The following is a 23199-nucleotide window of genomic DNA, read 5'->3' as shown; positions in this document are numbered from 1 at the left end:
GAGAACTCTCATAAACAGGGAGACTGGCTTATTCCTCAAGTTTTGCCAGGATCTTCTGCAAATCGACCCGGTGATTGAATAACGAGTCCCAGACATCTCCTTTGCTGTCCAGACGCCGGCGCATGGTGCGCAAAGTGAATCTGCCGGGATCGAAATTGCCGTTGAGCTCTTCCCAGTCGATCGGAGCCGAAACCGGTGCTCCAGGGCGAGGCCGGATGCTGTATACAGAGGCCATTGTCTTGCCCCTGGCATTCTGCAGGTAATCGAGGTAAATCCTGCCCCGGCGGGCTGCCGGGGAGCGCGCCAGGCTGGTCAGCTCTTTGTTTTGGCGATGTATATGGGTCTCGATGAGCTTGACGAAATCCTGGACCTGGGCGTAGGAATACTCCTGCCGTACAGGCACATAGAGGTGAAGCCCCCTGGAGCCCGATGTCTTACAGTAGGCAGGCAGACCGAGCTGGTCGAATAGCTTTTTGAACTCCAGTGCCAGTACGACAACCTTGCTCATTTCAACCTCAACCGGGTCGAGATCGAAAATCATGAAATCGGGGTTATCCAGCTGCGGCAGTGATGAACTCCACGGGTTGATTTCGATGCATCCCAGGTTGGCCATATAGAGCAGCGTATCCACGTCCTGGCAGAGCAGGTATTCAACCTTCTTACCTTTGCTGCTTGTCAGTTCAATGGTATCAGCCCAGTCGGGTACTATTTCCCTGACGTTTTTCTGGAAGAAGCCTTTTTCCAGAATGCCGTTGGGCGTCCGGTAAAGCGACTGCGGACGATCTTTCAGATACGGCAGGATCACCTGCGCCATATCACGATAGTAGGCGATGACGTCCTCTTTGGTATAGCCTTCCTCGGGCCAGAATATTTTTGAAAGGTTGGTCAGTTTTACTTTCGAGGTAGACTGAACGGGTTCAAACGCTTGTTCAAATTGAATTTCCTCCGGTTTCTTGTCGGTTCGCAGCCCAAGAAAGCTGGCATGACGCATTATCCCCTCGTTGGTCCAGCCGGCGAATTCTATTTCTGCAATCAGTCGAGGCTGAACCCAACGTGTTTTTCCGGTTGAGGGCGCATTTTCAATTCCTATTCTTTCCGTTTCCAGTGCATGCAGCTCCACACTGATATCCTGCTGCACCCGTTCGCTGAAGCCGGTGCCGACCCGGCCGGTATACACCAGAGAGCCGCCGTCATAGACTCCGCATACCAGGGAACTGAAGGCCCTGCTCTCTTTTTCGGAGGGAATGAAACCGCAGATAATCATCTCCTGCCGAAAACCGGTTTTGATCTTGAGCCAGTCCTTTGAACGGCTTCCCGAGGCATAGGATCCATCGGCACGTTTGGCGATGATGCCTTCGAGCTGCTTATCCTGGATCTCTGCAAAAAAGGCTTCTCCATTCTCTTCGACATGGTCAAGGTAGTGAATATGGGCGGGAGGATCGGCGAGAAGGAGCCTAAGTATTTTTTTCCGTTCACGCAGGGGCACCATCTGCAGATCATGGCCGTTGAGCCAAAGGATATCAAAGACATAATAATGAAGATGGTCCTGCTCATGGTCGTAATTCTGCAGTTTCTGGAAATTTGCTCTCTGCCGGCTGTCGATGTAACACACTTCACCGTCGATGATAAAATCGGCATTCAGGGAGAATAGTTCATCTGCAATGACCGGATAGATGTGGGTATATTGATTTCGATTGCGGGAGAGGAGCCTGACTTCATCACCCTTTTTGGAGCCGATCATCCTGTAGCCGTCGAGTTTTAATTCGTAGAACCAGTTCTTCTTTGAAAAAGGGACCTTGGTGAGAGTTGCCAGCATCGGCTGAATGTATCCCGGAAAATCAGTCTTGGCTGCCGAGGCAGAATGTTCGCTGCCTGCCCTATTTTTCTGCGGGCGGGCTTTTTTATTGTCCCACTGCATGTCCGAACCGGCGATTTCTTCCATGCTGCGTCCGGTCAGGGCGCTTCTGTCAAAATCATTTTCCCCGGCGGCAGATCCGGCTTTCATAAAAAACCATTCATTGTTTTTACTGCTTTTCTGCTCGACCAGATTAAAAAATCCCCTGAGCTTGGCTCCCTGCAGATACAGCTTCAGCGCTCCCTTTTGCAGTTTATGCTGCATCGCTTCAATAGTTGGGAACTCCCGGCCATCATTGATATAGTAATAGCCGAGATCCCAGACCATTACCGTACCGGCGCCGTAGTTGCCTTTTGGAATGGTGCCTTCGAAGTGGATGTAGTCCAGGGGATGATCTTCGACCTTGATGGCCAGGCGCTTTATTGCGGGGTCGCTTACCGGTTGTTTGGGAACGGCCCAGCTTACCAGCACATCCCCAACCTGCAGGCGCAGATCGAAATGCTGCCGCCGTGCCATATGCTTCTGAATGACATAACGATTCTTTTCCAGCGGCTCCAGGGCTGTCCCGTGCGGTTCGGGAGTTTCGGCAAAGTTTCTTTTCTGAGTGTAGTCGTGTAGTTTCTCCATTTTCCCGTTCGAACCTTGCACCGATTAGACGGAAGTGTCGCAGGGCCGATCAGCCGGCCTTCTCCAGGCTCTTTTTCAGTTGTTCCATCAAGTCCTGTACCGCGGATTCCTGGGCCTCGACCTGCTCGGTACTGATCTCCCGGTTTTCACTTTTGGCTTTGATAATTTCCCTGATGTTCTGCTGATAGGAATCCTTGAATTTTTCAGGCTGGAAGGACGTGCTCATGCTTTCTATGATCCTTATGGCCATATCCTGTTCTTCCCTGGAAGGTGCGGCGTCGGGAATTTTCAGATCGTCAGGCGGACGCAGTTCGTCATGAAAGCGCATCTGGATGAGATACAGCACTTTTTCGTCTGCCATGAGCAGGGCGAGATGTTCACGATTGCGCATGACGAACTTCGCCAGGCCGGCCATTTTCGATTCGCGGATTGCCTTTCGCAGCAGGTTGTAGGTCTTTCCCGCTCCTTTCTCCGGTTCCAGCAGATATGGTTTTTCAAAATAACGCGGGTTGATTTCCTCAGTTTTGACAAACTCCTGAATATCGATGCTGTCGCTTTTGCCCAGACTGGCCCTTTTAAAATCCTCGTCCGTCAGGGTTACATAGTAATCATCAATCCTATGGCCCTTGATGATATCGTTCCAGGACACTTCCTTGCCGTCTTCCTGACAGACACGGGTGTATTTGATGGGACACTGGTCGCCCTTGCGCAGCATTTTCAGATCGACATCGTGCCGCGAAGCTCCGCTGTAAAGTTTTACCGGAATATATACCAGCCCGAAACTGATTCCACCTTTCCAGATTGCTCTTGGCATACTCTGCTCTATAATTTGAGATTTATAAGGACAGGCTTATCCATTTTTTTATCCAGGCAAGAATTTCTTTTACAGAAACGATAATGTCGGATCGCTGAAAAACAATTAAACTCTCATTACTGGTTCCGGCGCTGAATGTAACGAAGAGAGAAGATACAATGAACGGGACATGTATTAATATGAAAATGGTATAATTATTATTTAGCCGGGTGAAAAGATCTTGCTCCCCTGGTGCAACCAGAGTAGAAAATTGGTAATCAGGTTGAGGAAATATCAGTGCCTTGTCCCTGGAAAAACGGCATAAGAATTAATAATCTACACCTTAGAGCAACAAGGAAAAGCGTGCAGTCTCCCTTCACAAAAAAGGCCATCGATATCATAGCTGCCATTCCGTCAGGCAAAGTGTCCACATACGGTATTATCGCCGCGCATGCCGGCAACAGCAGAGGGGCCCGGCAGGTGGCCAGGATACTTCATTCAAGTTCACGCAAATATGATCTTCCCTGGCACCGCGTGGTCAACAGGGATGGAAAAATTTCTCTGCCGAAGGAATCGGGGTATGAACTCCAGAAGGAACTGCTCAGGGATGAGAATGTTGAATTTGAGGAAGGTGACAGAATTGATTTTGAACGATTTCTGTGGTGGCCGAAACTTGAGATATCCGGAAGCTCATATTATAAAATCTGATTATTCCTGAAACCAGCATCTTCTGGCCCGACCTAGAACTGAGGGTTAGGGGTAATCAGGTTATAAAAAGGATAGGAAATGATAGCATTGCAAAAGACTTGGCTCATGTTCGTACTCATTTTTCTCGGGGGAGTCCACTGTGCTGCAGCGGCATCCACGCCCAAAGAGCTGGAAAATCAGGTGGCAACCCTGCTTGATCCGCTGATAACCATTTTTTCCACCAACCCATGGGTTAAGGGAGCGGCAGTAGTTCTCATAACATTCACTGTCGCTTCCTTCCTGACCTGGATATTGTTCAAGCTGCTGCGCAGAATCTGCCGCTTGACCAGTTTCGATATTGATGACAAGATTATCCTGCTGCTCCGCCCTCCCGTCTATTTTACCCTGTTAGCAACAGGAATATATGCCGGCATCGAACTTATGCCGCTTTCAGAAAAAATAGATGTTCTTTTGGGGAGGTTCATACGCACGATCGGTGTGGTCATTTGGATCTATTTCTTTGCCCGGCTGGCATCCCTGGTCCTCCAGAGATTGGCGGATCTCTCCTATAAATATACCTTCATTCAGCACAGGACCCTGACCCTGTTCGATAATGCCGCCAAGATTTTTATTTTCGGAGTCGGTATTTATGCGGCATTCGTGATCTGGAAGATAGACATGACCGCCTGGCTGGCATCGGCGGGAATTGCCGGTATTGCCATTGGTTTTGCGGCCAAGGATACCCTGTCCAACCTTTTTTCGGGGGTCTTTATCCTCGCTGATGCACCATACAAAGTGGGCGATTATATCGTCCTTGACCGCGGCGACAGAGGAAAGGTTATGAATATCGGCCTGCGCAGTACGCGCATTCTCACAAGAGATGATGTCGAAATCACCATTCCGAACTCGATCATCGGCAACTCCACCATCATCAACCAGTCGGGTGGACGCCATACCAAACTTAGGCTACGCTTGAAAATCGGCGTAGCCTATGGTTCCGATATCGATCTGGTCCGCTCAATCCTCATGGAAATTGCGCAAAAGGAGCGGTTGGTCTGTAAATCTCCCGAGGCGAGGGTACGTTTTCGTACCTTTGGTGCCTCAAGTCTCGACTTTGAGCTGCTTGCCTGGGTGGACAATCCGGAACTGCGCGGTCAGGCCATGGACAAACTCAATGAAGCGATTTATAAGAAATTTACAGAGATGAATATCGAGATCCCCTATGCCAAGCAGGATCTCTATATCAAAGGGCTGCCCGAGTATCTGACCTTGAGAAAGCCGGAGGAAGGCGCCCGGGAATTGAAAAACGAATAGTAGGCCGATCGGGCAACCCTGAAAGTGGCGGGGGTGAGATTTATTTCAGCAACGCCGCCACTTCGGCCATGCGCTTGCCGGTCTTATGGGCAGTTTTAATGCCCACCTCATCATGCTCATACCCTTCCGGGTGATTGCTCCAGCCGATTCCGCCAAAATGATCGCCATCGCCAATGATAATCATGTCGTGAATCATCATTGCTGCATGGACACCCTGGATGGTCAGTTCCTGTCCGCCGTTGCGTGAACCTCCCACGGCAAGAACGCTTCCCAGTACATTCTTGAGCAGAAAACCATTGCGTCTGAAGAGCACTGTTCTGTCGAGGAAGGCCTTTGCCTGGGAGGTCATACTTCCCATATACACAGGTGTTGAGATCACTATCCCTCTGAGAAGCGGGTCAGCGAGTTTCGGTAATATCTGCTGAAAGTCGTCATCTTGGCTGCAGAGTACGCCTTTGTTGCATTTTCCGCAGGCAACGCAGCCGGATATCCTCAGGCCGGACAAGTCGATTATTTCCGTTTTGATGGGTGCATCGAGAACAACGGAACTCTTCTCGATTTCGTCCAGACACTGTTGCAGCAGAAAATGGCTGGATTTATCTCTTCTGGGGCTTGCTGAAATACCTAGTATCTTCATTGAACGTTCTCCTTGACTACATCCTATCTTGATAATCTCATAAAAATTGGCTATGAAGCTCTCAGATGGCGGGATGTCGGTTCTGCCAAAACCAGCAGCCCGGGATCGGGTTGTTTCTGACGCATCCGTGTTGGTACACGTAATTTAGTCAAATTGCATCTTTTTTTCAAGCTTACCTGGAGGACCCCTGTCTTAAAGTTGGAGAAGATTCACTTCTTCAAGTGTAAATCATTCGCATCTATTGTGTCATAATAAAACACCATTTCCCAGTTCTCTTCCCTGTAAGCTGAAATAGTATTATCCGGTTGTTTCACTGCGGTTGTAATGGCATTATGAAACACGATTTGATCAACTGATAATGCTGGAAAAGCAGGTTCATATGGATTAACTTGAAACAATCCGACACCAGGGAAAAAGCTGTCGATGCGGCAGGGAGTGTTGTCTGAGGGAAGCTCAAACATTGCTCCGCTGTGGCTCTAAGGTTCTTATTCGGCTCAACTGGGGTTAGAGCGGAGCCATTCTGTTAAATATTATGGCTGAAGCAGAGGTGAAGGTGAATGAAGGATATCTTCAGGAAATCTGAAAACTGCTGGAGACTGGAAACGGCGCACCGAGCTGCCTTCCTCATAGACGGTGAGGACTATTTCAAGGCACTGCATCAATCAATGCGCCAGGCGCGCCGCTCCATCATGATAACCGGCTGGGATCTGCACAGCGGCCTGTGCCTGCTAAGAGGAGAGAAGAGCGGAGGATATCCATCCAGGCTCGGTAAATTTCTCAACTATTTGGCCAGAAAGACCGATGGCTTGCAAATTTACCTTCTGGGCTGGGATTTCTCGATGATTTATGCCATGGAGCGCGAGTTTTTTCCGCGCTACAGGCTGAAATGGATTAGTCATAAACGTATCCATTTCTGTCTCGACAGTGCCCATCCCGTCGGAGCATCGCAGCATCAGAAAATCGTGGTCGTTGACGATGCTGTCGCTTTCGTTGGGGGATTCGATCTCAGCAAGTGGCGCTGGGATACTTCCGAGCACCTTCCCGACAATGAATTGAGAAGGGATCCGGACGGCATCTCCTATCCTCCATTTCACGATGTACAGATGATTGTGGACGGACCGGCCGCAAGAGCCTTGGGCGAGTTGTCGAAAACCCGCTGGAAGAGGGCGTCCGGTGAGGCACCGTTGATCGACGGGACGAAAGAGATTGATGCTCCCTGGCCCGGCAGTGTGAAACCGGATTTTGAGAAAGTTCAGGTGGCTCTTGCCCGAACGCTGCCGCAATACCGGCACTACGACGAGGTGCGCGAGGTTGAACGACTATATCTTGACAGTATTGCCGCAGCACAAAAGTTCATCTATATCGAAAATCAGTACCTGAGCTCATTTAACATCGGCAAGGCTCTCGAGTCGCGCCTCAAGGATAAAGACGGACCTGAGATTGTCATTGTCATGCCCAAAAAGACCGGGGGCTGGCTCGAACAGCACACCATGGATGTCCTGCGCGGACGAATTCTTGGCAGGTTGCATAAGGTTGGATCCTGTAAACGGTTGAAAATTTACTATCCCAGGCTTGCAGTCAATCCCGAGGTCGATTTGATGGTGCATGCCAAGATCATGGTAATCGACGATAACTTCGTCAGGGTTGGATCCTCGAATCTCAGCAACCGCTCCCTTGGCTTCGATTCTGAATGTGACCTCGCCATTACAGCAGAACCTGGATCCCCGGAAGCGCAGGCGATAGCTTCTTTTCGGAATCGTTTATTGGCCGAACATCTGGGAGTTGCAGATGATGATATTGTCCAGGCAATGGATGAGAATGAATCATTGATCAAGGCTGTTGAAGCTTTGCGAGGCGGTGAGCGGAGCCTTGAGCCGATGGATGGCAGCATTTCTCCTGAATTAGACAATCTGGTGCCGCAATCAGAGCTGCTCGATCCGGAAAAGCCGATAGAGCCCAAAGAGCTCCTTGACTATTTCATCAGCCCCGATCAGCAGTTACCCGCTTATCGGCAAGTTCTGAAGGTAATTGCGCTCATCGCTGTTGTGCTAAGTCTGGCAGCGGCATGGCGCTGGACCTCTCTGAGCGACTGGCTGGAAATAGACAGGGTGCTTTCTGCTGCAGGCTGGCTGAAGCAGCAGCCTTTTTCTCCGATACTGGTGCTTGGCACTTATGTTCTCTGCGGGCTGGTTTCATTTCCGGTAACCCTGCTGATAATAGCCACGGTCATCATTTTCGGCCCTTGGTGGGGGATGTTCTATGCCTTGTCCGGAGCCGAACTCAGTGCTCTGGCCATGTTCTTTCTCGGCCGCCGTCTCGGCCGCGAAACCGTGAGCAGGTTTGCCGGCAGCATACTTAACCGGCTGAATAACAAGCTTTCCGAATCAGGGCTAATGGCCGTCATTACCTTCCGGATTATTCCGGTAGCACCATTTTCGGTTATCAATATGATAGCGGGTATCTCCAGCATCCGCCTGCAGGATTACCTGCTGGGTACCATTGTCGGCATGTTGCCCGGTACCATCGCAATTACAATTGTCGCCGACCAGATTTCCGAAACTCTGCGGCATCCCGATCTCGGCCATCTCGGCGTCCTGTTTGCGGCAGTCGTCGTTTTTGCCGCCGGTATGGTCTGGCTCCGACGCTGGCTGCGGCGCGGCCGTTCCGAGGAAAAAGCTGATAATGAAGATAGTTCAAAATGATGGACTGGGCCATCGCGGCAACTTCAATGAGTTTTATCAGATGGAATACACAGAAAGAGGCAAATGTCCTTGCGGTCATTCACCTCTTTTCAAGAAAGACTGTCTATTCAATCCGCTCAAGGACCATGGCCATACCCTGACCGCCGCCGATACACAGCGAAGCGAGGCCAAGACGCAGATCGTTGCGGCGCATCTGGTGCATCAGGGTGACCAGGATGCGGGCACCGGAACAGCCGATGGGGTGGCCCAGCGAGATACCGCTGCCGAGAACGTTGGTGCGGTCCCGGTTCAGGCCGAGTTCCCTGACACAGGCGATGGCCTGGGCGGCAAAGGCTTCATTGAGCTCAATTCTGTCGAAATCGGAAGTTGACAGGCTATGTTTAGCGAGGATCTTGCGAACCGCGGGAATAGGACCAAGGCCCATATAGGCGGGATCCAGTCCGGCGCTGGCATGAGCCTTGATCTTCACGATGGGAGTAAGGCCAAGCGCTTTTGCCCTGCTCTCGGACATGATCAGCAGCGATGCCGCTGCATCGTTGATTCCCGAGGCATTGCCGGCGGTTACGGTGCCGTCTTTGGTAAATGCCGGCCGCAGCCTGCTCATTTTCTCAGCGGTGGTGTCCATGGGACGCTCATCGGTATCAAAGACTAGTGGATCCCCTTTCCTCTGGGGAACGGCAACTGCAGCAATTTCATCCTTGAACAGTCCTGTGGAGATTGCCGACATAGCGCGCTGATGGCTGAGCGCACCCAACTCGTCCTGCTCCTCACGGCTGATTCCGTATCTGGAGGCGATATTTTCCGCTGTAATTCCCATGTGGTAACCGTAGAATTTCTCGAAGAGACCGTCATAGACCATAAGATCGATCATCTCGCCATTACCCATGCGCTGGCCCCAGCGCGCTGTTGGCAGCGCATAGGGTGTCATTGACATGTTTTCCATACCCCCTGCCAGCACCACCTCGGCATCGCCGGAACGAATGGCCTGATAAGCAAGAGCCACGGATTCCATGCCGGAGGCACAGAGCTTGTTGATTGTGGTGGCGCTTGTCTCCTTGGGAATGCCCGCCATGATCATTGCCTGCCTGGTTACGTTTTGCCCCTGGCCTGCACCGATAACGTTGCCCATGATGACCTGATCGATCATTACAGGTGGATGGCTCTGGTCATAGTCATGATATTGTGATTCGAGTTCGATGGTGCCGTCATCACGAATGGCGTCTGCACCAAATTTGATACACTCCTCGTCGGCGACAGGACGGATGCCGGCCTTTTTTAGAGTTTCTTTGAGAGTTACCGCGCCCAGATCGACCACGGGTGTTGATTTAAGTGTTCCACCATAACTACCGATGGCCGTTCTGGTGCCGCTGACAATAACAACATTTTCCATAATTTACCCCAGTATTAATAATTAATTTTTGATAATTCGGTTCCATCGGAAAAAGCAGAAAAAGGGTTGCAACCACTTGTTTTTCAAGATGGACCTAAACCTTGATCATCTGGTTAAAAGTCATCGAATTTGTCGGGATGGACTCTGGTTCGTCAACCTTTTGAGCCCAATCTGAGCCCTCCATGAATAAATACGGTTTCTCCGGCCATGGCCTCGTTGCGATACAGCTCGGCGACCAGGGAAACGACCTCCTCGGGCTCTACCAGTCGATTGATGGGAACCTGCTCGAGAATCTTGCCGATTATGCGTTCGTCCATATTTTTGACCATCGGAGTGCCCACATACCCGGGAGCGACGGCCATACAGCGAATTTTATCGGCAAAGCCGCGTCTGAAGAATTCGGCGGTCAAGACTTTCGGCATCACCGACATGGCCGCCTTTGATGAGGAATAATTTAACTGGCCTGCCGTTCCCAGGGAACCCGTGGAAGAGACGAGACAGATAAGTCCCCGGCAGTCATGATTGATCATCTGTTCTACGCATTCCCGTACCGTGAGAAAGACTCCGGTGAGGTTGATGTCAATTACTTTCTGGAACTGCTCAAGCGGCATTTTGCCTGTGACCTTGCCCGTTCCCCTGTCTGTTTTGATCAGTAAGCCGTCACTGGTGATGCCGGCAAAGGGAGCGACAAGGTTGATTTTTCCGAATGAGCTGATGGCGAGTTTCGCCAGTTCTGTACAATCTTCTTCTACAGTAACATTGCACAGCGAAGTAACAACCTCGGGGCTGATCTTTCTCAGTTCAGCAGCAGCGGCAGCAAGGGCCTCTTCCATAACATCGGCCAGAACGACCTTGCCGCCATTGTTGAGCCAGTATTCGGCCAGGGCTTTGCCGATTCCCCCGCTGCCTCCGGTAATGACCGCCACCGAATCCGTAATCTTGAGCATCTGATCTCCTTTATAGTTAACTTAAGTTGTATAATTAATGCATGATTGCAGAGAAATACAGCAGAAAACACATCTCAACTAAGCAGGTGTCTCATTGTCCAATGAGGCTGTATCATTTTTTTTTCAGGATTTGCAATAATTGCGCCAGGACTCCCGCTTCGGTCAGCGATTAAAATTTCCGAAATTTGTATACGGCATGAACATTGCAAAAAGCTATGAGTGCCGAGGGAGTGAGAATCAGCCTTCGAAAAAAGGATGACAGCAATGATTCCAGTACAATTTTCATTGCACAAATAAATCAGATGACAGGGTGCATTTATGGCTACCATTCCTCAAACGAATATCAAAGATAAACTCAAAAGAAGCAAGGTCGTCAGCGCTGCCGAGGCCGCGGCCTTGATCCGCGACGGCTCCACCGTGGCTACCGGCGGCTTTGTCGGCAATGGTTTTGCCGAAGAAATAGCCATAGGCATAGAAAATCATTTTCTCGAAACCGGAAAACCCAGAAACCTGACCTTGATGTATGCTGCCGGACAGGGCGACGGCAAGACCAGGGGGTTGAATCATCTGGGGCATGAAGGTCTGGTGACAAGGGTGATCGGCGGCCATTGGGGACTGGTTCCTCAACTGCAGAAACTGGCTGTGAATAATAAAATAGTAGCTTACAACCTTCCTCAGGGTATTATTTCCACGATGTTCAGGGATATCGCCGCGAAAAAACCGCGAACTATCAGTTCCGTGGGGTTGGGCACCTTCGTCGACCCCAGAAACGGCGGCGGCAAAGTGAATGGTGTTACCACCGAGGATATCGTCGAATTGATCAATTTCGACGGTGAAGAGTATCTGGCCTATAAAACCAGGCCGGTCGATGTGGCGGTGCTGCGCGGTACCACTGCCGATACCGACGGTAATATCACCATGGAAAAAGAGGCGCTGACCCTTGAAGTACTGGCCATTGCCATTGCCACCCGCAATTCCGGCGGTATTGTCATTGTCCAGGTAGAGCGGCTCGCCGAACGCGGCAGCCTGCACTGCAGGGACGTTAAGATACCTGGAATTATGGTTGATTATATTGTCGTGGCCAAGCCGGAGAACCATTGGCAGACCTTCGGCGAACAGTATAATCCATCTTACAGTGGGGAAATCCGGATTCCCATGGATTCCCTGCCGCCGATGGAGATGTGTGCACGGAAAGTGATCGCCCGGCGGGCTGCCTTTGAGTTGCGTCAGGGTGATATCGTCAATCTCGGTATCGGCATGCCCGAGGGTGTCTCCAATGTAGTCAATGAAGAGAAAATGCTCGACCACATCGTCCTTACCGCGGAGCCCGGAGTTATCGGTGGAATTCCCGCCGGTGGTTTGAGTTTTGGTGCTGCAGCGAATACCGAAGTCCTCATCGATCAGCCGTATCAGTTTGATTTCTATGACGGCGGCGGTCTTGATATCGCCTTTCTCGGCATGGCGCAGGTGGACTGCAGGGGCAATGTCAATGTCAGCAAGTTTGGAGATCGGCTGGCCGGTGCCGGTGGTTTTATCAATATAAGCCAGAATGCCAAGACCGTGGTATATTTGGGAACATTTACCGCAGGAGGCCTCCTGGTGCAGATTTTGGACGGGCGCCTGCATATTCTCCAGGAAGGAGAGACCAAAAAATTTATCGACGGCATCGTCGAACACATAACCTACAACGGCGACTACGGCCTTAAAAAAGGGCAGCGGGTACTCTACATAACAGAGCGCTGTGTTTTTGAATTAGATGAAAAAGGAATGCTGCTGAAGGAAATCGCTCCAGGTGTCGACCTGCAGAAAGATATTCTCGATCAGATGGATTTTGAACCGGTCATCGCGTCCAAACTAGTGGCTATGGACCCCAGGATTTTTCTCGACATGCCCATGGGGATGGCGGGCAGCTGCAGCATCGGTGATTCCGAGGTTTGTGGATCGACCTTTATTCCGCAGTGAGGGAAAGGCCGTATTTCTGCATTTTTTTATACAGCAGGGTGCGGTGGATTCCCAAAATGGCAGCAGCCTGAGCCTTGTTGTAGTCCGTGAGTTTCAAGGCATCGTGAATAGCCTTTTTTTCCGCCTTGGCCACCACTTCCTTGAGCAGGGAGTTTAGCTGTACGCCCGGTTGGGTTGGTATTCCCTGATGCAGATAGAAAGGCAGGTCGGCTGGAGTTATGACCTCGTCTTCGTTGTTTGCCAGAGTGCGTTCAATGACATTGTTAAGCTCCCGTACGTTGCCGGGCCAGCTGTGAGTGAGAAGAATTACTTCGGCCTCATGGCTGAAACCGGTAGCCTGATGCAGGCTCTCCTCCGATGCCATCTTGAGAAGATGACGGGCCAGAGGAATGATATCGGCAACCCTCTCCCGCAGAGGAGGGATGTGGAGAGGCACAACGTTGAGGCGATAATAGAGATCGGCCCGGAACTCCCCTTTTTCGACCATGGCGGCAAGGTTCTGGTTACTTGCCGATATAAGCCTGAAATCAGCGGTGATTATGCGATTTCCGCCGATCCGCTCAAATTCTTTTTCTTCAAGTACCCGGAGTAGCTTGGGCTGCATCTCCAGTGGTAAGTCTCCAATTTCGTCAAGAAAAATCGTTCCCTTATCCGCCAGCTCAAACTTGCCGCGCTTGCCTGTCGACTTGGCTCCGGTGAAGGCTCCCCGGTCATACCCGAAAAGTTCCGCTTCGAGCAGATCTTTTGGAATCGCGGCACAGTTGAGACGAATGAAGGATTCGGATCTGCGGCTGCTGCAGTTGTGGATGGACTGGGCAAAGAGTTCCTTGCCGGTACCGGATTCACCTGAAATCAGGATCGGTAGATGAGTCGCCGCCGATTTCACTGCTTCCTTTATCAGTGTCTTTATCTGACTGCTTTCACCGATAATGTTTTCAAAGGAATACCGGGTGGCGCGCAGCGAGTTGAGCTCTTTCTGATACCGCTTGACCTGAGATTTCAACTCTGAGAGTTTGTTTGCCAGTTTGCTGACATCTTTAATGTTTTTGAAGAGAACATGTCCAAAAACAGCGATTACTTTTCCATTTTCCTTGATGGGAATCCGCTGGACCAGCATTTTCTGACCCCGGATGGATTGGCTGACATTTATCTCTGCTTTACCGGTTTTGGCAACAATGTGCATCCTTGTATTCTCTACTACATCGGTAACATGTTTACCAATCTGGTCATCCGGCTCAAGACCTAAAAATAGTCCGTATTGCTTGTTGAAATGAGTGATATATCCATCCGGATCAGTGACCATCGCGCCATTGTCTATATGATTAAAAACGAGATTGAGGACATCAAGCTGCTGTTTATCCGACAAGGCGGGTAGCTTTTTTTCCTTATCCTCCATAAGTTCCCTCAAATTATTGTATTAAAAAATCTACATGTAGAAAAATTGATACAAAAGAGTACGCTATTTCATTAAAAATGCAAACATAAAATCTTCCTGCAGAGAAGTCGGGAATCCTTTTCCTCATTGTTTGTAAGGGAGAAAGAGCCTGGAAACCACCCTGTTTTTAATATAGACCACTGATAAATGGTATCACCACTAGATTAATCTTGAAAAAAATAATTACAGAGAATATAACTTGCCCGCCTGGTGGTGCTTTGTTACCTTGTTTATCTCGGTATTAAAATCCAATAGCGCCATGTCCAACTTGTAGAAGAATAGAAAATATCAGCATTGGTAATACCAATAGCAGTGCCGGTTTGTGGCAGCTATGTCATATCTTTCCAACAGAATTTCGATGTCAGATCTTCCCTGGAATGGCACAATTTAAAGTTCAAGTGTTTTATATAATTAGAGTTTATTTCACAGCTTTGGCAATTAATATCTTGAAAAAGAAGCTGGGGCAGTGGTAGAATAATTAGTCCACCAATTTTTGGAAGGATGCACTCCATACCGGCAGTGGATTCACAAGATAACAAAAAATCTCTGATACATTAACTGTCGCTGATACGCGGTGTGTCTAAATTATATCTGTTGTGGCGAAATATGGAGCTAAAACCAATCAAGCCGAAAAAGATATCTGATCAGGTTTTTGAACAGATACGTGAGCTGATTTACAAAGGGGCGTTTAAGCCGGGTCAGCAGATTACACCCGAGCGCAATCTGGCTGCCTCCATGCAGGTGAGTCGAACATCGGTCAGGAATGCCATCAATAAACTCGTGACCATGGGACTGCTTGAGCATCGCCAGGGGCAGGGGACTTTTGTGGCATCACCAGAAAACAGGCGTGGCAATCTTCTGGCCGCGGCCATGGCTACGGAAGAGGCAACGCTCGATGATCTCCTGGAGGTGCGTCTCGGTCTTGAAGCCAATGCCGCAGAACTTGCAGCCCGCCGTGCCACGGAAACAGATCTTCTTTCCATAGAAAAAAGTCTGAAGGAGATGGAAGAGGACATCAAGAGCGAAGGACATATCAGCACCAACGCAGATGCCGCTTTTCATATGGCCGTTACCTTCGCCACCAAAAATCCGGTGTTGATTCATCTGATGCGTAATTTTTACGACTTTCTTTTTATCGGCATCAAACAAAATCTTACCCATATGTATCAGGTTCAGGGAGAACATGAAAATATTCTTGATCATCACAAGAGCGTCTATGATATGATCCGAAAGAGGAAATCTAAAGAGGCCGGTGATATGATGCGGCATCATATCAAATACGTGCAGGACTACTTTCGAAAACATCATGGGCCTGAATAAAAATGATGTATTTCCTGTATCCATTGGCTTCTTAGTGCCTTTAACATGAAGAATGCCGAAAAGGCAAGAAGGACAGACACTATTAAAGCTTTCGACCCGGTCATCATAAACCATTTGTCCAGCGCAACCATGTTAGAAAATGATAGTCTTATACCAGTGATGTCAGGCTGGTCTCCGGCAAGTGCTTCTTTTCTTTAACGGAAAATTACTAAAACGCTCTCCTTTTCCGTAACTTTTCTTTACTTCTTTTTAACTTCGGATTAAAAAGAATTGATATCCGAACAAAAGCTCAGGTTTCTCCATTTTTTTTTGGTTAGGTTATCCGCCGGTAATTGATTCCGGCTGTTGTTGTGAAATTCAAAAACAAGGAGGATGAGATGAGATTTTTAGGAAAAGTTTCATTGTTGTGCGGGGCAATGATGATGCTGGCGACCCCGGCACTCGCCCAGAAAGCCGTTAAATGGAAGCTGGCGATGTCCTGGCCCAGCACCCTGACTCCATTCGCCTCGACCGTTATAAAATTTGCAAAATCGGTTGAGGAAATGTCCGGCGGCAATTTTGTCATCAAAGTGGATGGAGCTGAAAAACATAAGGCGGCCCTGGGTGTGATCGATATGGTCAAAGGCGGCCAGTATGAAATGGGCCATAGCGCTTCGTATTACTGGAAAGGCAAGGATATCACCACTGTCTTCTTTACCACCATGCCCTTCGGCATGACTGCTGCCGAACAGGACGCCTGGTTTTATTATGGCGGCGGCATGGAACTCATGCAGAAGACCTATGATAAATTTAATGTAATGGCATTTCCGGGAGGCAATACCGGCGTGCAGATGGGTGGCTGGTTCAAGAAAGAGATTAATTCCCTACAGGATCTCGAGGGCTTGAAGATGCGTATCCCCGGCCTTGCCGGTGAAGTTTTTGCGAAACTCGGAGTAAATGTAACCAACATACCTCCTGGCGAGCTTTATACCTCTCTTGATCGCGGTACCATCGATGCTCTTGAATGGGTCGGTCCCGGTATGGATATAAAAATGGGATTCCATAAAATTGCCCCTTATTACTACACCGGCTGGCATGAGCCTGCAACGGAACTGCAGTATCTGATCAACAAACGCGCCTATGAGAAATTATCTCCTGAAAATCAGGCGATACTCAATACTGCCATGCAGGCTGCCGCGGCTGATATGTACATTGACAACTTTGATGCCAGTTCCAGGGCCTGGGCTGAGATGAAAACAGATTTTCCCAATATCCAGGTGAAGTTTTTTCCGGAAGATGTTCTTAAAGCCATGAAAAAAGCAAACGACGAGGTAATGGACGCCTATGCCTCGGAGAATGAAGAGTTTAAAGCCGTATATGAGTCACAGAAGGAATATATGGCCAAAGCACGCGATTGGACGGAAATCTCCGACTACTATTATTTGCAGACCATGGAAATGGTAAAGTAATACTGCTTTTTCCGTTGCCATCGTTGGAATGGAAACCGCCCGCTCATTTGAGCAGGCGGTTTTTCCATTTGATGAGAATCGATTTTTCGAGTACAGCAGAGTAGAATGTATTTTTTGGGAAATGAGGGTACTTAAGAGGGAAACCAGCCGCTAAATCCAGGGGAAAAAATGTTGTTTAAAATAGAATCGATAATGGAATCGGTTGTAGACGTTGTCGGCAAAATCACTTCGATTCTGCTTCTGCTCATGATTTTCAATGTCTTTTTTGATGTGGTCATGCGCTACTTTTTCAGAAACAGCTCCATGGGAATGCAGGAGATGGAGTGGCACCTTTTTTCAGTAGTTATTCTTTTCGGGGTTTCTGTTGCTCTCAAGGATGAAGGTCATGTCCGGGTCGATTTCATCTATGAGAGGTACAGTATTCGCAAGAAAGCCATGATCAACATTCTCGGAACCATCTTTTTCCTTATACCGCTTGCTCTTCTTGTAGCCACCGGCTCCATCGATTATGTGATGGATTCATATAATATCAACGAGATATCTGAAGATCCGGGAGGGTTGACTCACCGCTGGATTATCAAGGCGATGATTCCTTTTTCCTTCATCTTCCTGATCTTCAGCGCTATAGGATACATTATTAAAAATATAAATATCTATCGCGGCGTCATAAAAGGCGGAGGTGTCGGCTTCGCCTCACCGGCTGAATACCTTCCTCCCGGTGACGACAACAGGCATGACGGAGGTGCAAAATGATTGGTATCGTCATGTTTGTTGCTGCGCTGTGTTTGCTGGCGGTCGGCTATCCGGTGGCCTTTACCTTCGGCTCCGTCGCCATCTTTTTCGGAGCCGCCGCCGCCTTGATCGAGTTGTTGCCGGGAGCGACCCTGGTAAGTGTCTACCAAGAATTCTTCCTGATGTTCTCAATGATGCCCTTTCGCATCTATTCCATCATGAACAACACCATTCTCATGGCCATCCCCTTGTTCATTTTTATGGGAATCATCCTGCAGAAGTCGGAACTTGCCGAACGTCTTCTTGAGGCCATGGGGGTGCTGTTCGGCAAGATACGCGGCGGAGTCGCCGTCAGCACGGTTCTGGTGGGCACCCTGCTGGCCGCTTCCACCGGCGTTGTCGGTGCATCTGTGGTCGCCATGGGTGTGATATCGCTGCCGGTCATGTTGAAATATGGTTATTCCAAACGCCTTGCAACCGGGACGATCTGTGCAGCCGGCACTCTCGGCCAGATCATCCCGCCCTCAATCGTGCTTATCATCCTGGGAGATGTTTTCCAGCAGCCTGTCGGCGATCTTTTCAAGGCCGCGCTGATGCCGGGGCTCATCCTGGTCGGCCTGTATATCCTCTATATTCTCATCATAGCATTTATCAACAAGGAGGTCGCTCCGCCGATCGAGGTCGTTGCCATCAGCCGTAGCGCAAGCATCAAAAAAGCGCTGATTGCGATTTTGCCGCCGCTGACCCTTATCATTCTGGTGCTGGGTTCTATCTTTCAAGGCATTGCCACACCCACTGAATCCGCCTCCGTTGGTGCCGTCGGAGCCATGGTGCTTGCCGCCATGTATAGGAAACTGGATTGGAAAATTATTATGGATTCTCTCCATGAGACAGTGAAAATCACCGCAATGGTTTTTGCCATCCTCATCGGCGCCACCGCATTTTCCATGGTTTTTGTCTACAGTGGTGCGGACTACATTGTCGAAGACTTCCTCACCGGTCTTCCCGGAGAAAAATGGGCATTTCTGATACTCTCCATGGTAGCCATACTGGTTCTCGGTTTCTTTATCGATTTCATTGAGATATCATATATTGTCGTGCCTATTCTTCTGCCGATTGCCGATATCATCGGCCTGAACCCGCTGTGGTTTGCCATACTCATCGCCATGAATCTGCAGACTTCCTTCCTTACCCCGCCCTTTGGCTTTTCCCTCTTTTATCTCAAGGGAGTTTCCCCTCCGGAGGTGAGGACGATGGATATATATAGGGGGGTTCTGCCCTTTATCTGCATACAGATATTTGTGCTTATTTCAATCGTGATTTTTCCTGATTTTTACGGATTTTAGTACGTTACAGATTGTTTTCTTGTTTTTTGCAAGAAAACAATCTGTCTAAAGATTCTTATATCCCTCAAGGGGGCTGTGAAGAGTCCTGCTCAGCTGGATTAATAAGCAGTTACCGCTAACCTGAAATAATGCTGACGAAAGGTTCGACCAGATCGGGGTCGAAATATCTGCCTGCATCCCGGCGCAGAATATCAATGGCCTCTCTGCTTGAGAACGTCCTTTCGTAGGGGCGATCATGGGTTATTACATCGTAAACATCCAGGATCGTAGCGATCCTGGTGAGATAAGGGATTTGTCTGTCCTTTAGTCCTCGGGGATATCCGCTGCCGTCCCAACGTTCCCGCTGGGCCAGGATTTCTGCTGAAATTCCGGCAGTTTCATCAAAAGTTTTGACGATCCGGTATCCTGCCTCCGGATGGCGCTTCACTATTTCCCATTCCTGGTAGCTCAATCGCCCCGGTTTACGGAGCAGGTCGTCGGGAATTATCGCCTTACCTATATCGTGGAGCCGGATTATCTGGTCGAGACTCTCCATCTGTCTTTCGCTCAGTTTCAGCGTCTTGCCAAACGAATGCGCCAATGCCAGCGCTCGTGCCACATGTTGGTCTGCTTCCGGCCATTTCTTCCGGACACCAGCCAAAAGTGAAGAAATGACGAGCCCCTGGTTTTCCCGACTTTCCGCCAGCTTATTGTCATACATATGAGCTTCGGCCTTCATGATGATCCGGTAGATATTCTGTTCGGCGTCAGTTTTGGCCGCAGTCCCCAGAGCGATACTCGGGAGGATAACGGTTTGGCTGCTGTTTTTTGCCGTTTCTCTTATTCTGGAACAGATGGCCTGAGCGGTTTCAACGTCGGTATCAGGCAGAATGACGACAAATTCGTCACCGCCCCAGCGGGCGATGATGTCTTCATCCCGACAGGTTTCCCGAAGGATGTCGGCAATCGTCTGGAGCACCCTGTCGCCTTCGTGGTGGCCGAAGACATCATTGGTCAATTTAAGATTATTGACGTCCCCCATGATAAAGCTGACCGGCAGCAAACGTCTGGAATCGAGTCTTCTCACCTCTTCTTCGAAGTAGGCCCGGTTGTATAGCCCGGTAACAGAGTCATGGAAGCTCAGGTAGCGGATATGCTCTTCCGCCTGTTTTCGCTCGGTGATATCCCGGGCCACCATCATAACCGTTTCCACCCGTCCAATCCGGTCGAATTCCGGTATAAGCCGGCCCCAAAAATGACGTTTTCCAAACAATCCCCAGAAACTGAATTCGATATTCCGTTCACGTCCTGAATGAAATACCTTTTCAAGGTCGGACTCCCAGGCACCGCATTTGTCTTCAGGCATGCCAAGCTCCTTATTAGTACGGCCGATCAGGCGATCCCGTTCGATTCCGGTCATATGCTCGAAGGTGGCATTCACAAAGACATAGCGCATTCGTTCATCAAACCGCAGAATGAGATCCGGAGAGCTTTCTACAAGGGTGCGCAGCTCATATTCGTTGCGACGGAGTTCAGCCTCCATTTCCTTATTGTTAGTGATGTCTCGCCAGCTGGTAACCGCATGAGTGATCCTTCCCTGGTCATCATGCACCGGGGCGGCGATTATCGAGACCACCATGGTGCTGCCGTTTTTTTTATCCAGTATCCACTCCTCGTTGATGATGACTTCCCCTTTATGCAGTGCCCGGCAGATCGGAAAATCTTCCTTCTCGGCAGATTCTACGTCTCCGTAGGGGCGAAAATTTTTGAGGAGGTCGAGACGTTCAGCAAGACTCATGCGGAACAGCTTTCTGGCCGGGATACCGATGACCTTTTCATGATAGGTGCTGACCAGCTGCAGCTTGCCGTCGGGGGCTTCGACAATGGTAATTCCCTCGGGAATGTTCACCAGGATGGTTTTGAGGATGCGCTCACGCTCTTCGGCTTTCCGCATAGCCTTTCGAGCGGCATCACGGGAAGCCCGCAGTTCTATTTCGGCCTGCTTCATGGGTTCGATGTTGCGCCAGGAAGCGATGGAGCGGATGATCTTACCTTCAGCATCCCTGACCGGTGCAGTATTGATGAGAACGGTAATGGTCTCGCCATTGAAGTTCTTTAGCCGATAACGTTCATTAATCACCAGCTCGCCTTTATACATTGTCCGCCAGATCGGCATCCGCTCCAAGGCCACAGGTTCGCCTCTAGTACTGGAAACCTCCAGCAGTTTGGCGTATTCTGAAATGCTGAGATTGTGAAGATCCCTGCGCTTCAGATCTGCAAATTCGGCAAGGTGCCGGCTGACTAATTCCACCTTGCCGGTTTCGTTGTTGAAGATAACGAATCCTTCCGGAACGTTGTCGAAGACCGCTTCGAGGATCCCCTGTTTTTCCTCCGCTTCCCGCATCTTTTTTTCAGCCGTGTTCCAGGCCCGGCGCAGTTCATCCTCCATCTTTTTGGTGTCGCTTATATCACGGACGATACCAACGCGGTACAGTGGTTCACCGGTGTCATCATCATGGATGATGCTGAAATTATCACCCATCCAGACATACATACCGTTTTTCGCCCTGAAACGATACTCCAGGATTCCTGAAAGAATTCTATTTTTGATGATGGCGTTGAATTGTTTGTCTACCCGTTCCAGATCGTCAGGATGCAATCGCTCACGCACTTCTTCCATGGTAAGAGAAGAGAACTCTTCTGGTGTGAGTCCGGTGATCATTTCGATGGCAGGACTTATGTAGTCACAGCTGCCGGTCTGCAGATTGCGCCGATATGTCACGTCCAGAGAATTTTCCAGAACACTTCTGAAGCGCTCCTCGCTGTGACGCAGCTTTTCCTGTTCACGACGGAGGTCCTCTTCCGCCTGCTTGCGCCGTGAAATATCCCGTGCATAAAAATCGAAATGGGCGATATGGTTTCCGGTGTCAAGTTCAGGAGTGACCGTAACCATATATGATCGACTTCCATAGCTGGTTTCAAAAGTGATGTCACTTCTGCTTAGTGCGGCTTCCTCGATAACCTCCTCAACTTTTGCAGTCGATTCGACGGGAAGGCTGATTTCACAGATTTTTTTTCCGTAAAACTCCTCCTGGTGGACACCGGCAAGCTCGGCAAACTTCCGATTAACGAAAACGTAGTGCTTCATACTGTCCAGACGGACAATCAAATCCGGAGAATTGTTAATTACCCGATACGCTACATCGGCACGTTCTCTCTGCTTGTACTCAGAGGTAATATCGTTGCCGTCAATCAGGATTTCAACGATACGGCCATCCTCGTCGCGCCTTTCCCGGGCGCTCCAGGAAAACCAGACTTCTTCGCCCGTTTTGGTCAGCCCCATGCTCTCATTGATATAAAACCGGTCAGGGTCTTCACGTATTTCGTCAATGAGCCCGCGGTTGTCTTCTCCATCGCCTGATTTTTCCGGGAGAATAGTGCCGACAAAAGGCCGGCCGAGGACTTCCTCCCTGCTATAGCCGAAGAGAGATTCACTGAACCTGTTGAAAAACCGGATTTCTCCTTTAGCATCAATGACAATGATGATACTGTTGATTGTTTCCACCAGGCGGCGGTATTCAATTTCCGACGCCGGTTGTACTCCTTCCTCTTTCCCGGATTTGGCAGCATCTTCGATTGCCAGCAGGATTAGGTAGCTGCCGTCGCCTTCCTGGTCGATCCGTCGACCGTTTACCCGCAGGATCAGGCGGCCGACCCCGGGGAAAGTATGATCAATCGGCAGATCTGCTAATTCGATGGCATCGGTGCGGATCGCTTCAAGAGAATCTTTGAGCTCAGGAATATTCCAGTGGCCGTCAGCCAGTTCGTAAATTAGGCGATTTTTGGTTTCGGTGTCCGAGGTTTGAAAAGTATGATGGAATGCCGGATTTGCCGAAACCACCCGCAGGTCGGCATCCAGAAGAAGCAGGGGTTCTCTGATTATTCCGGTAAGGATTTGCGCATAATCACCTATATTCCTGATTGCGAATAACTTCATCTTATGCATCGTAAGGAAATATCCGGCG

The 23199-nt window shown here is 49.6% G+C and carries 16 protein-coding genes; 8 read left to right on the top strand and 8 right to left on the bottom strand.

The features are described from left to right. Nucleotides 1-28: 28 nt before the first annotated feature. Both ligD and ku read right to left on the bottom strand, forming a co-directional pair. A complete protein-coding gene (ligD, locus tag JWG88_RS05595) occupies nucleotides 29-2482 on the bottom strand; it encodes a DNA ligase D (RefSeq protein WP_205232726.1) in 2454 nt (817 codons plus the stop codon). Between the two features lie 49 nt (nucleotides 2483-2531). Then, nucleotides 2532-3296, bottom strand: coding sequence for a non-homologous end joining protein Ku (gene ku / locus JWG88_RS05590; RefSeq protein WP_205232725.1), 765 nt, complete (start codon nucleotides 3294-3296; stop codon nucleotides 2532-2534). Between the two features lie 342 nt (nucleotides 3297-3638). Between ku and JWG88_RS05585 the strand changes: the two genes are divergently transcribed. After that, nucleotides 3639-3983 (top strand): MGMT family protein, encoded by a 345-nt coding sequence (locus tag JWG88_RS05585; protein ID WP_205232724.1) that lies wholly within the window; start codon nucleotides 3639-3641, stop codon nucleotides 3981-3983. A 78-nt stretch (nucleotides 3984-4061) separates the two neighbouring features. After that, entirely contained in the window at nucleotides 4062-5276 is a 1215-nt protein-coding gene (locus tag JWG88_RS05580) for a mechanosensitive ion channel family protein (RefSeq protein ID WP_205232723.1), read from the top strand. A 40-nt stretch (nucleotides 5277-5316) separates the two neighbouring features. Here the strand turns inward: JWG88_RS05580 and JWG88_RS05575 are convergent, their stop codons facing one another. Next, on the bottom strand, nucleotides 5317-5913 hold the full coding sequence (locus tag JWG88_RS05575; protein ID WP_205232722.1) for a flavodoxin family protein: 597 nt from the start codon (nucleotides 5911-5913) through the stop codon (nucleotides 5317-5319). A gap of 209 nt (nucleotides 5914-6122) precedes the next feature. After that, the gene (locus JWG88_RS05570; protein WP_205232721.1) at nucleotides 6123-6374 is read right to left on the bottom strand and encodes a hypothetical protein; all 252 of its coding nucleotides are present in this window, start codon (nucleotides 6372-6374) and stop codon (nucleotides 6123-6125) included. 96 nt (nucleotides 6375-6470) lie between these two features. On the opposite strand from JWG88_RS05570, the gene JWG88_RS05565 reads away from it, so the two are divergent. Then, complete coding sequence (locus JWG88_RS05565) at nucleotides 6471-8615, top strand: VTT domain-containing protein (RefSeq protein ID WP_205232720.1); 2145 nt, start codon at nucleotides 6471-6473, stop codon at nucleotides 8613-8615. 103 nt (nucleotides 8616-8718) lie between these two features. Here JWG88_RS05565 and JWG88_RS05560 read toward each other — a convergent pair whose 3' ends face one another. Next, nucleotides 8719-10005 carry an acetyl-CoA C-acetyltransferase gene (locus tag JWG88_RS05560; RefSeq protein ID WP_205232719.1) on the bottom strand — a complete coding sequence of 429 codons (1287 nt, stop codon included), beginning with the start codon at nucleotides 10003-10005 and terminating at the stop codon, nucleotides 8719-8721. 152 nt (nucleotides 10006-10157) lie between these two features. After that, nucleotides 10158-10952, bottom strand: a complete 795-nt coding sequence (locus JWG88_RS05555) for an SDR family NAD(P)-dependent oxidoreductase (protein WP_205232718.1) — start codon at nucleotides 10950-10952, stop codon at nucleotides 10158-10160. A 318-nt stretch (nucleotides 10953-11270) separates the two neighbouring features. Here JWG88_RS05555 and JWG88_RS05550 point away from each other — a divergent pair, with 318 nt between their 5' ends. After that, nucleotides 11271-12914, top strand: coding sequence for an acyl CoA:acetate/3-ketoacid CoA transferase (locus tag JWG88_RS05550; RefSeq protein ID WP_205232717.1), 1644 nt, complete (start codon nucleotides 11271-11273; stop codon nucleotides 12912-12914). Here the strand turns inward: JWG88_RS05550 and JWG88_RS05545 are convergent. Next, complete coding sequence (locus JWG88_RS05545) at nucleotides 12901-14310, bottom strand: sigma-54 interaction domain-containing protein (protein WP_205232716.1); 1410 nt, start codon at nucleotides 14308-14310, stop codon at nucleotides 12901-12903. The two genes, JWG88_RS05550 and JWG88_RS05545, sit on opposite strands and share 14 nt — an antisense overlap. 645 nt (nucleotides 14311-14955) lie before the next feature. On the opposite strand from JWG88_RS05545, the gene JWG88_RS05540 reads away from it, so the two are divergent. The 4 genes from JWG88_RS05540 (at nucleotide 14956) to JWG88_RS05525 (ending at nucleotide 19195) form a co-directional block, all read left to right on the top strand. Next, nucleotides 14956-15669, top strand: coding sequence for a FadR/GntR family transcriptional regulator (locus JWG88_RS05540; RefSeq protein ID WP_205232715.1), 714 nt, complete (start codon nucleotides 14956-14958; stop codon nucleotides 15667-15669). 377 nt (nucleotides 15670-16046) lie between these two features. After that, the gene (locus tag JWG88_RS05535; protein ID WP_205232714.1) at nucleotides 16047-17117 is read left to right on the top strand and encodes a TRAP transporter substrate-binding protein; all 1071 of its coding nucleotides are present in this window, start codon (nucleotides 16047-16049) and stop codon (nucleotides 17115-17117) included. A gap of 168 nt (nucleotides 17118-17285) precedes the next feature. Continuing rightward, nucleotides 17286-17870 (top strand): TRAP transporter small permease subunit, encoded by a 585-nt coding sequence (locus tag JWG88_RS05530; RefSeq protein WP_205232713.1) that lies wholly within the window; start codon nucleotides 17286-17288, stop codon nucleotides 17868-17870. Beyond that, nucleotides 17867-19195, top strand: a complete 1329-nt coding sequence (locus JWG88_RS05525) for a TRAP transporter large permease (protein WP_205232712.1) — start codon at nucleotides 17867-17869, stop codon at nucleotides 19193-19195. Before JWG88_RS05530 ends, JWG88_RS05525 begins: the two co-directional genes overlap by 4 nt. Nucleotides 19196-19310: 115 nt before the next feature. Here JWG88_RS05525 and JWG88_RS05520 read toward each other — a convergent pair whose 3' ends face one another. After that, on the bottom strand, nucleotides 19311-23171 hold the full coding sequence (locus JWG88_RS05520; protein WP_205232711.1) for a PAS domain S-box protein: 3861 nt from the start codon (nucleotides 23169-23171) through the stop codon (nucleotides 19311-19313). Nucleotides 23172-23199 lie beyond the last annotated feature (28 nt).

Origin of the sequence: Desulfopila inferna, from assembly GCF_016919005.1 — a bacterium.
GTDB lineage: Bacteria > Desulfobacterota > Desulfobulbia > Desulfobulbales > Desulfocapsaceae > Desulfopila_A > Desulfopila_A inferna.
This window is presented reverse-complemented; position numbering and strand designations above follow the sequence as displayed.

Coding starts and splice junctions, on each gene's coding strand:
- ligD (WP_205232726.1), bottom strand. CDS start 2,482: ATGGAGAAACTACACGACTACACTCAGAAAAGAAACTTTGCCGAAACT.
- ku (WP_205232725.1), bottom strand. CDS start 3,296: ATGCCAAGAGCAATCTGGAAAGGTGGAATCAGTTTCGGGCTGGTATAT.
- JWG88_RS05580 (WP_205232723.1), top strand. CDS start 4,062: ATGATAGCATTGCAAAAGACTTGGCTCATGTTCGTACTCATTTTTCTC.
- JWG88_RS05575 (WP_205232722.1), bottom strand. CDS start 5,913: ATGAAGATACTAGGTATTTCAGCAAGCCCCAGAAGAGATAAATCCAGC.
- JWG88_RS05570 (WP_205232721.1), bottom strand. CDS start 6,374: ATGTTTGAGCTTCCCTCAGACAACACTCCCTGCCGCATCGACAGCTTT.
- JWG88_RS05565 (WP_205232720.1), top strand. CDS start 6,471: ATGAAGGATATCTTCAGGAAATCTGAAAACTGCTGGAGACTGGAAACG.
- JWG88_RS05560 (WP_205232719.1), bottom strand. CDS start 10,005: ATGGAAAATGTTGTTATTGTCAGCGGCACCAGAACGGCCATCGGTAGT.
- JWG88_RS05555 (WP_205232718.1), bottom strand. CDS start 10,952: ATGCTCAAGATTACGGATTCGGTGGCGGTCATTACCGGAGGCAGCGGG.
- JWG88_RS05550 (WP_205232717.1), top strand. CDS start 11,271: ATGGCTACCATTCCTCAAACGAATATCAAAGATAAACTCAAAAGAAGC.
- JWG88_RS05545 (WP_205232716.1), bottom strand. CDS start 14,310: ATGGAGGATAAGGAAAAAAAGCTACCCGCCTTGTCGGATAAACAGCAG.
- JWG88_RS05540 (WP_205232715.1), top strand. CDS start 14,956: ATGGAGCTAAAACCAATCAAGCCGAAAAAGATATCTGATCAGGTTTTT.
- JWG88_RS05535 (WP_205232714.1), top strand. CDS start 16,047: ATGAGATTTTTAGGAAAAGTTTCATTGTTGTGCGGGGCAATGATGATG.
- JWG88_RS05530 (WP_205232713.1), top strand. CDS start 17,286: ATGTTGTTTAAAATAGAATCGATAATGGAATCGGTTGTAGACGTTGTC.
- JWG88_RS05525 (WP_205232712.1), top strand. CDS start 17,867: ATGATTGGTATCGTCATGTTTGTTGCTGCGCTGTGTTTGCTGGCGGTC.
- JWG88_RS05520 (WP_205232711.1), bottom strand. CDS start 23,171: ATGAAGTTATTCGCAATCAGGAATATAGGTGATTATGCGCAAATCCTT.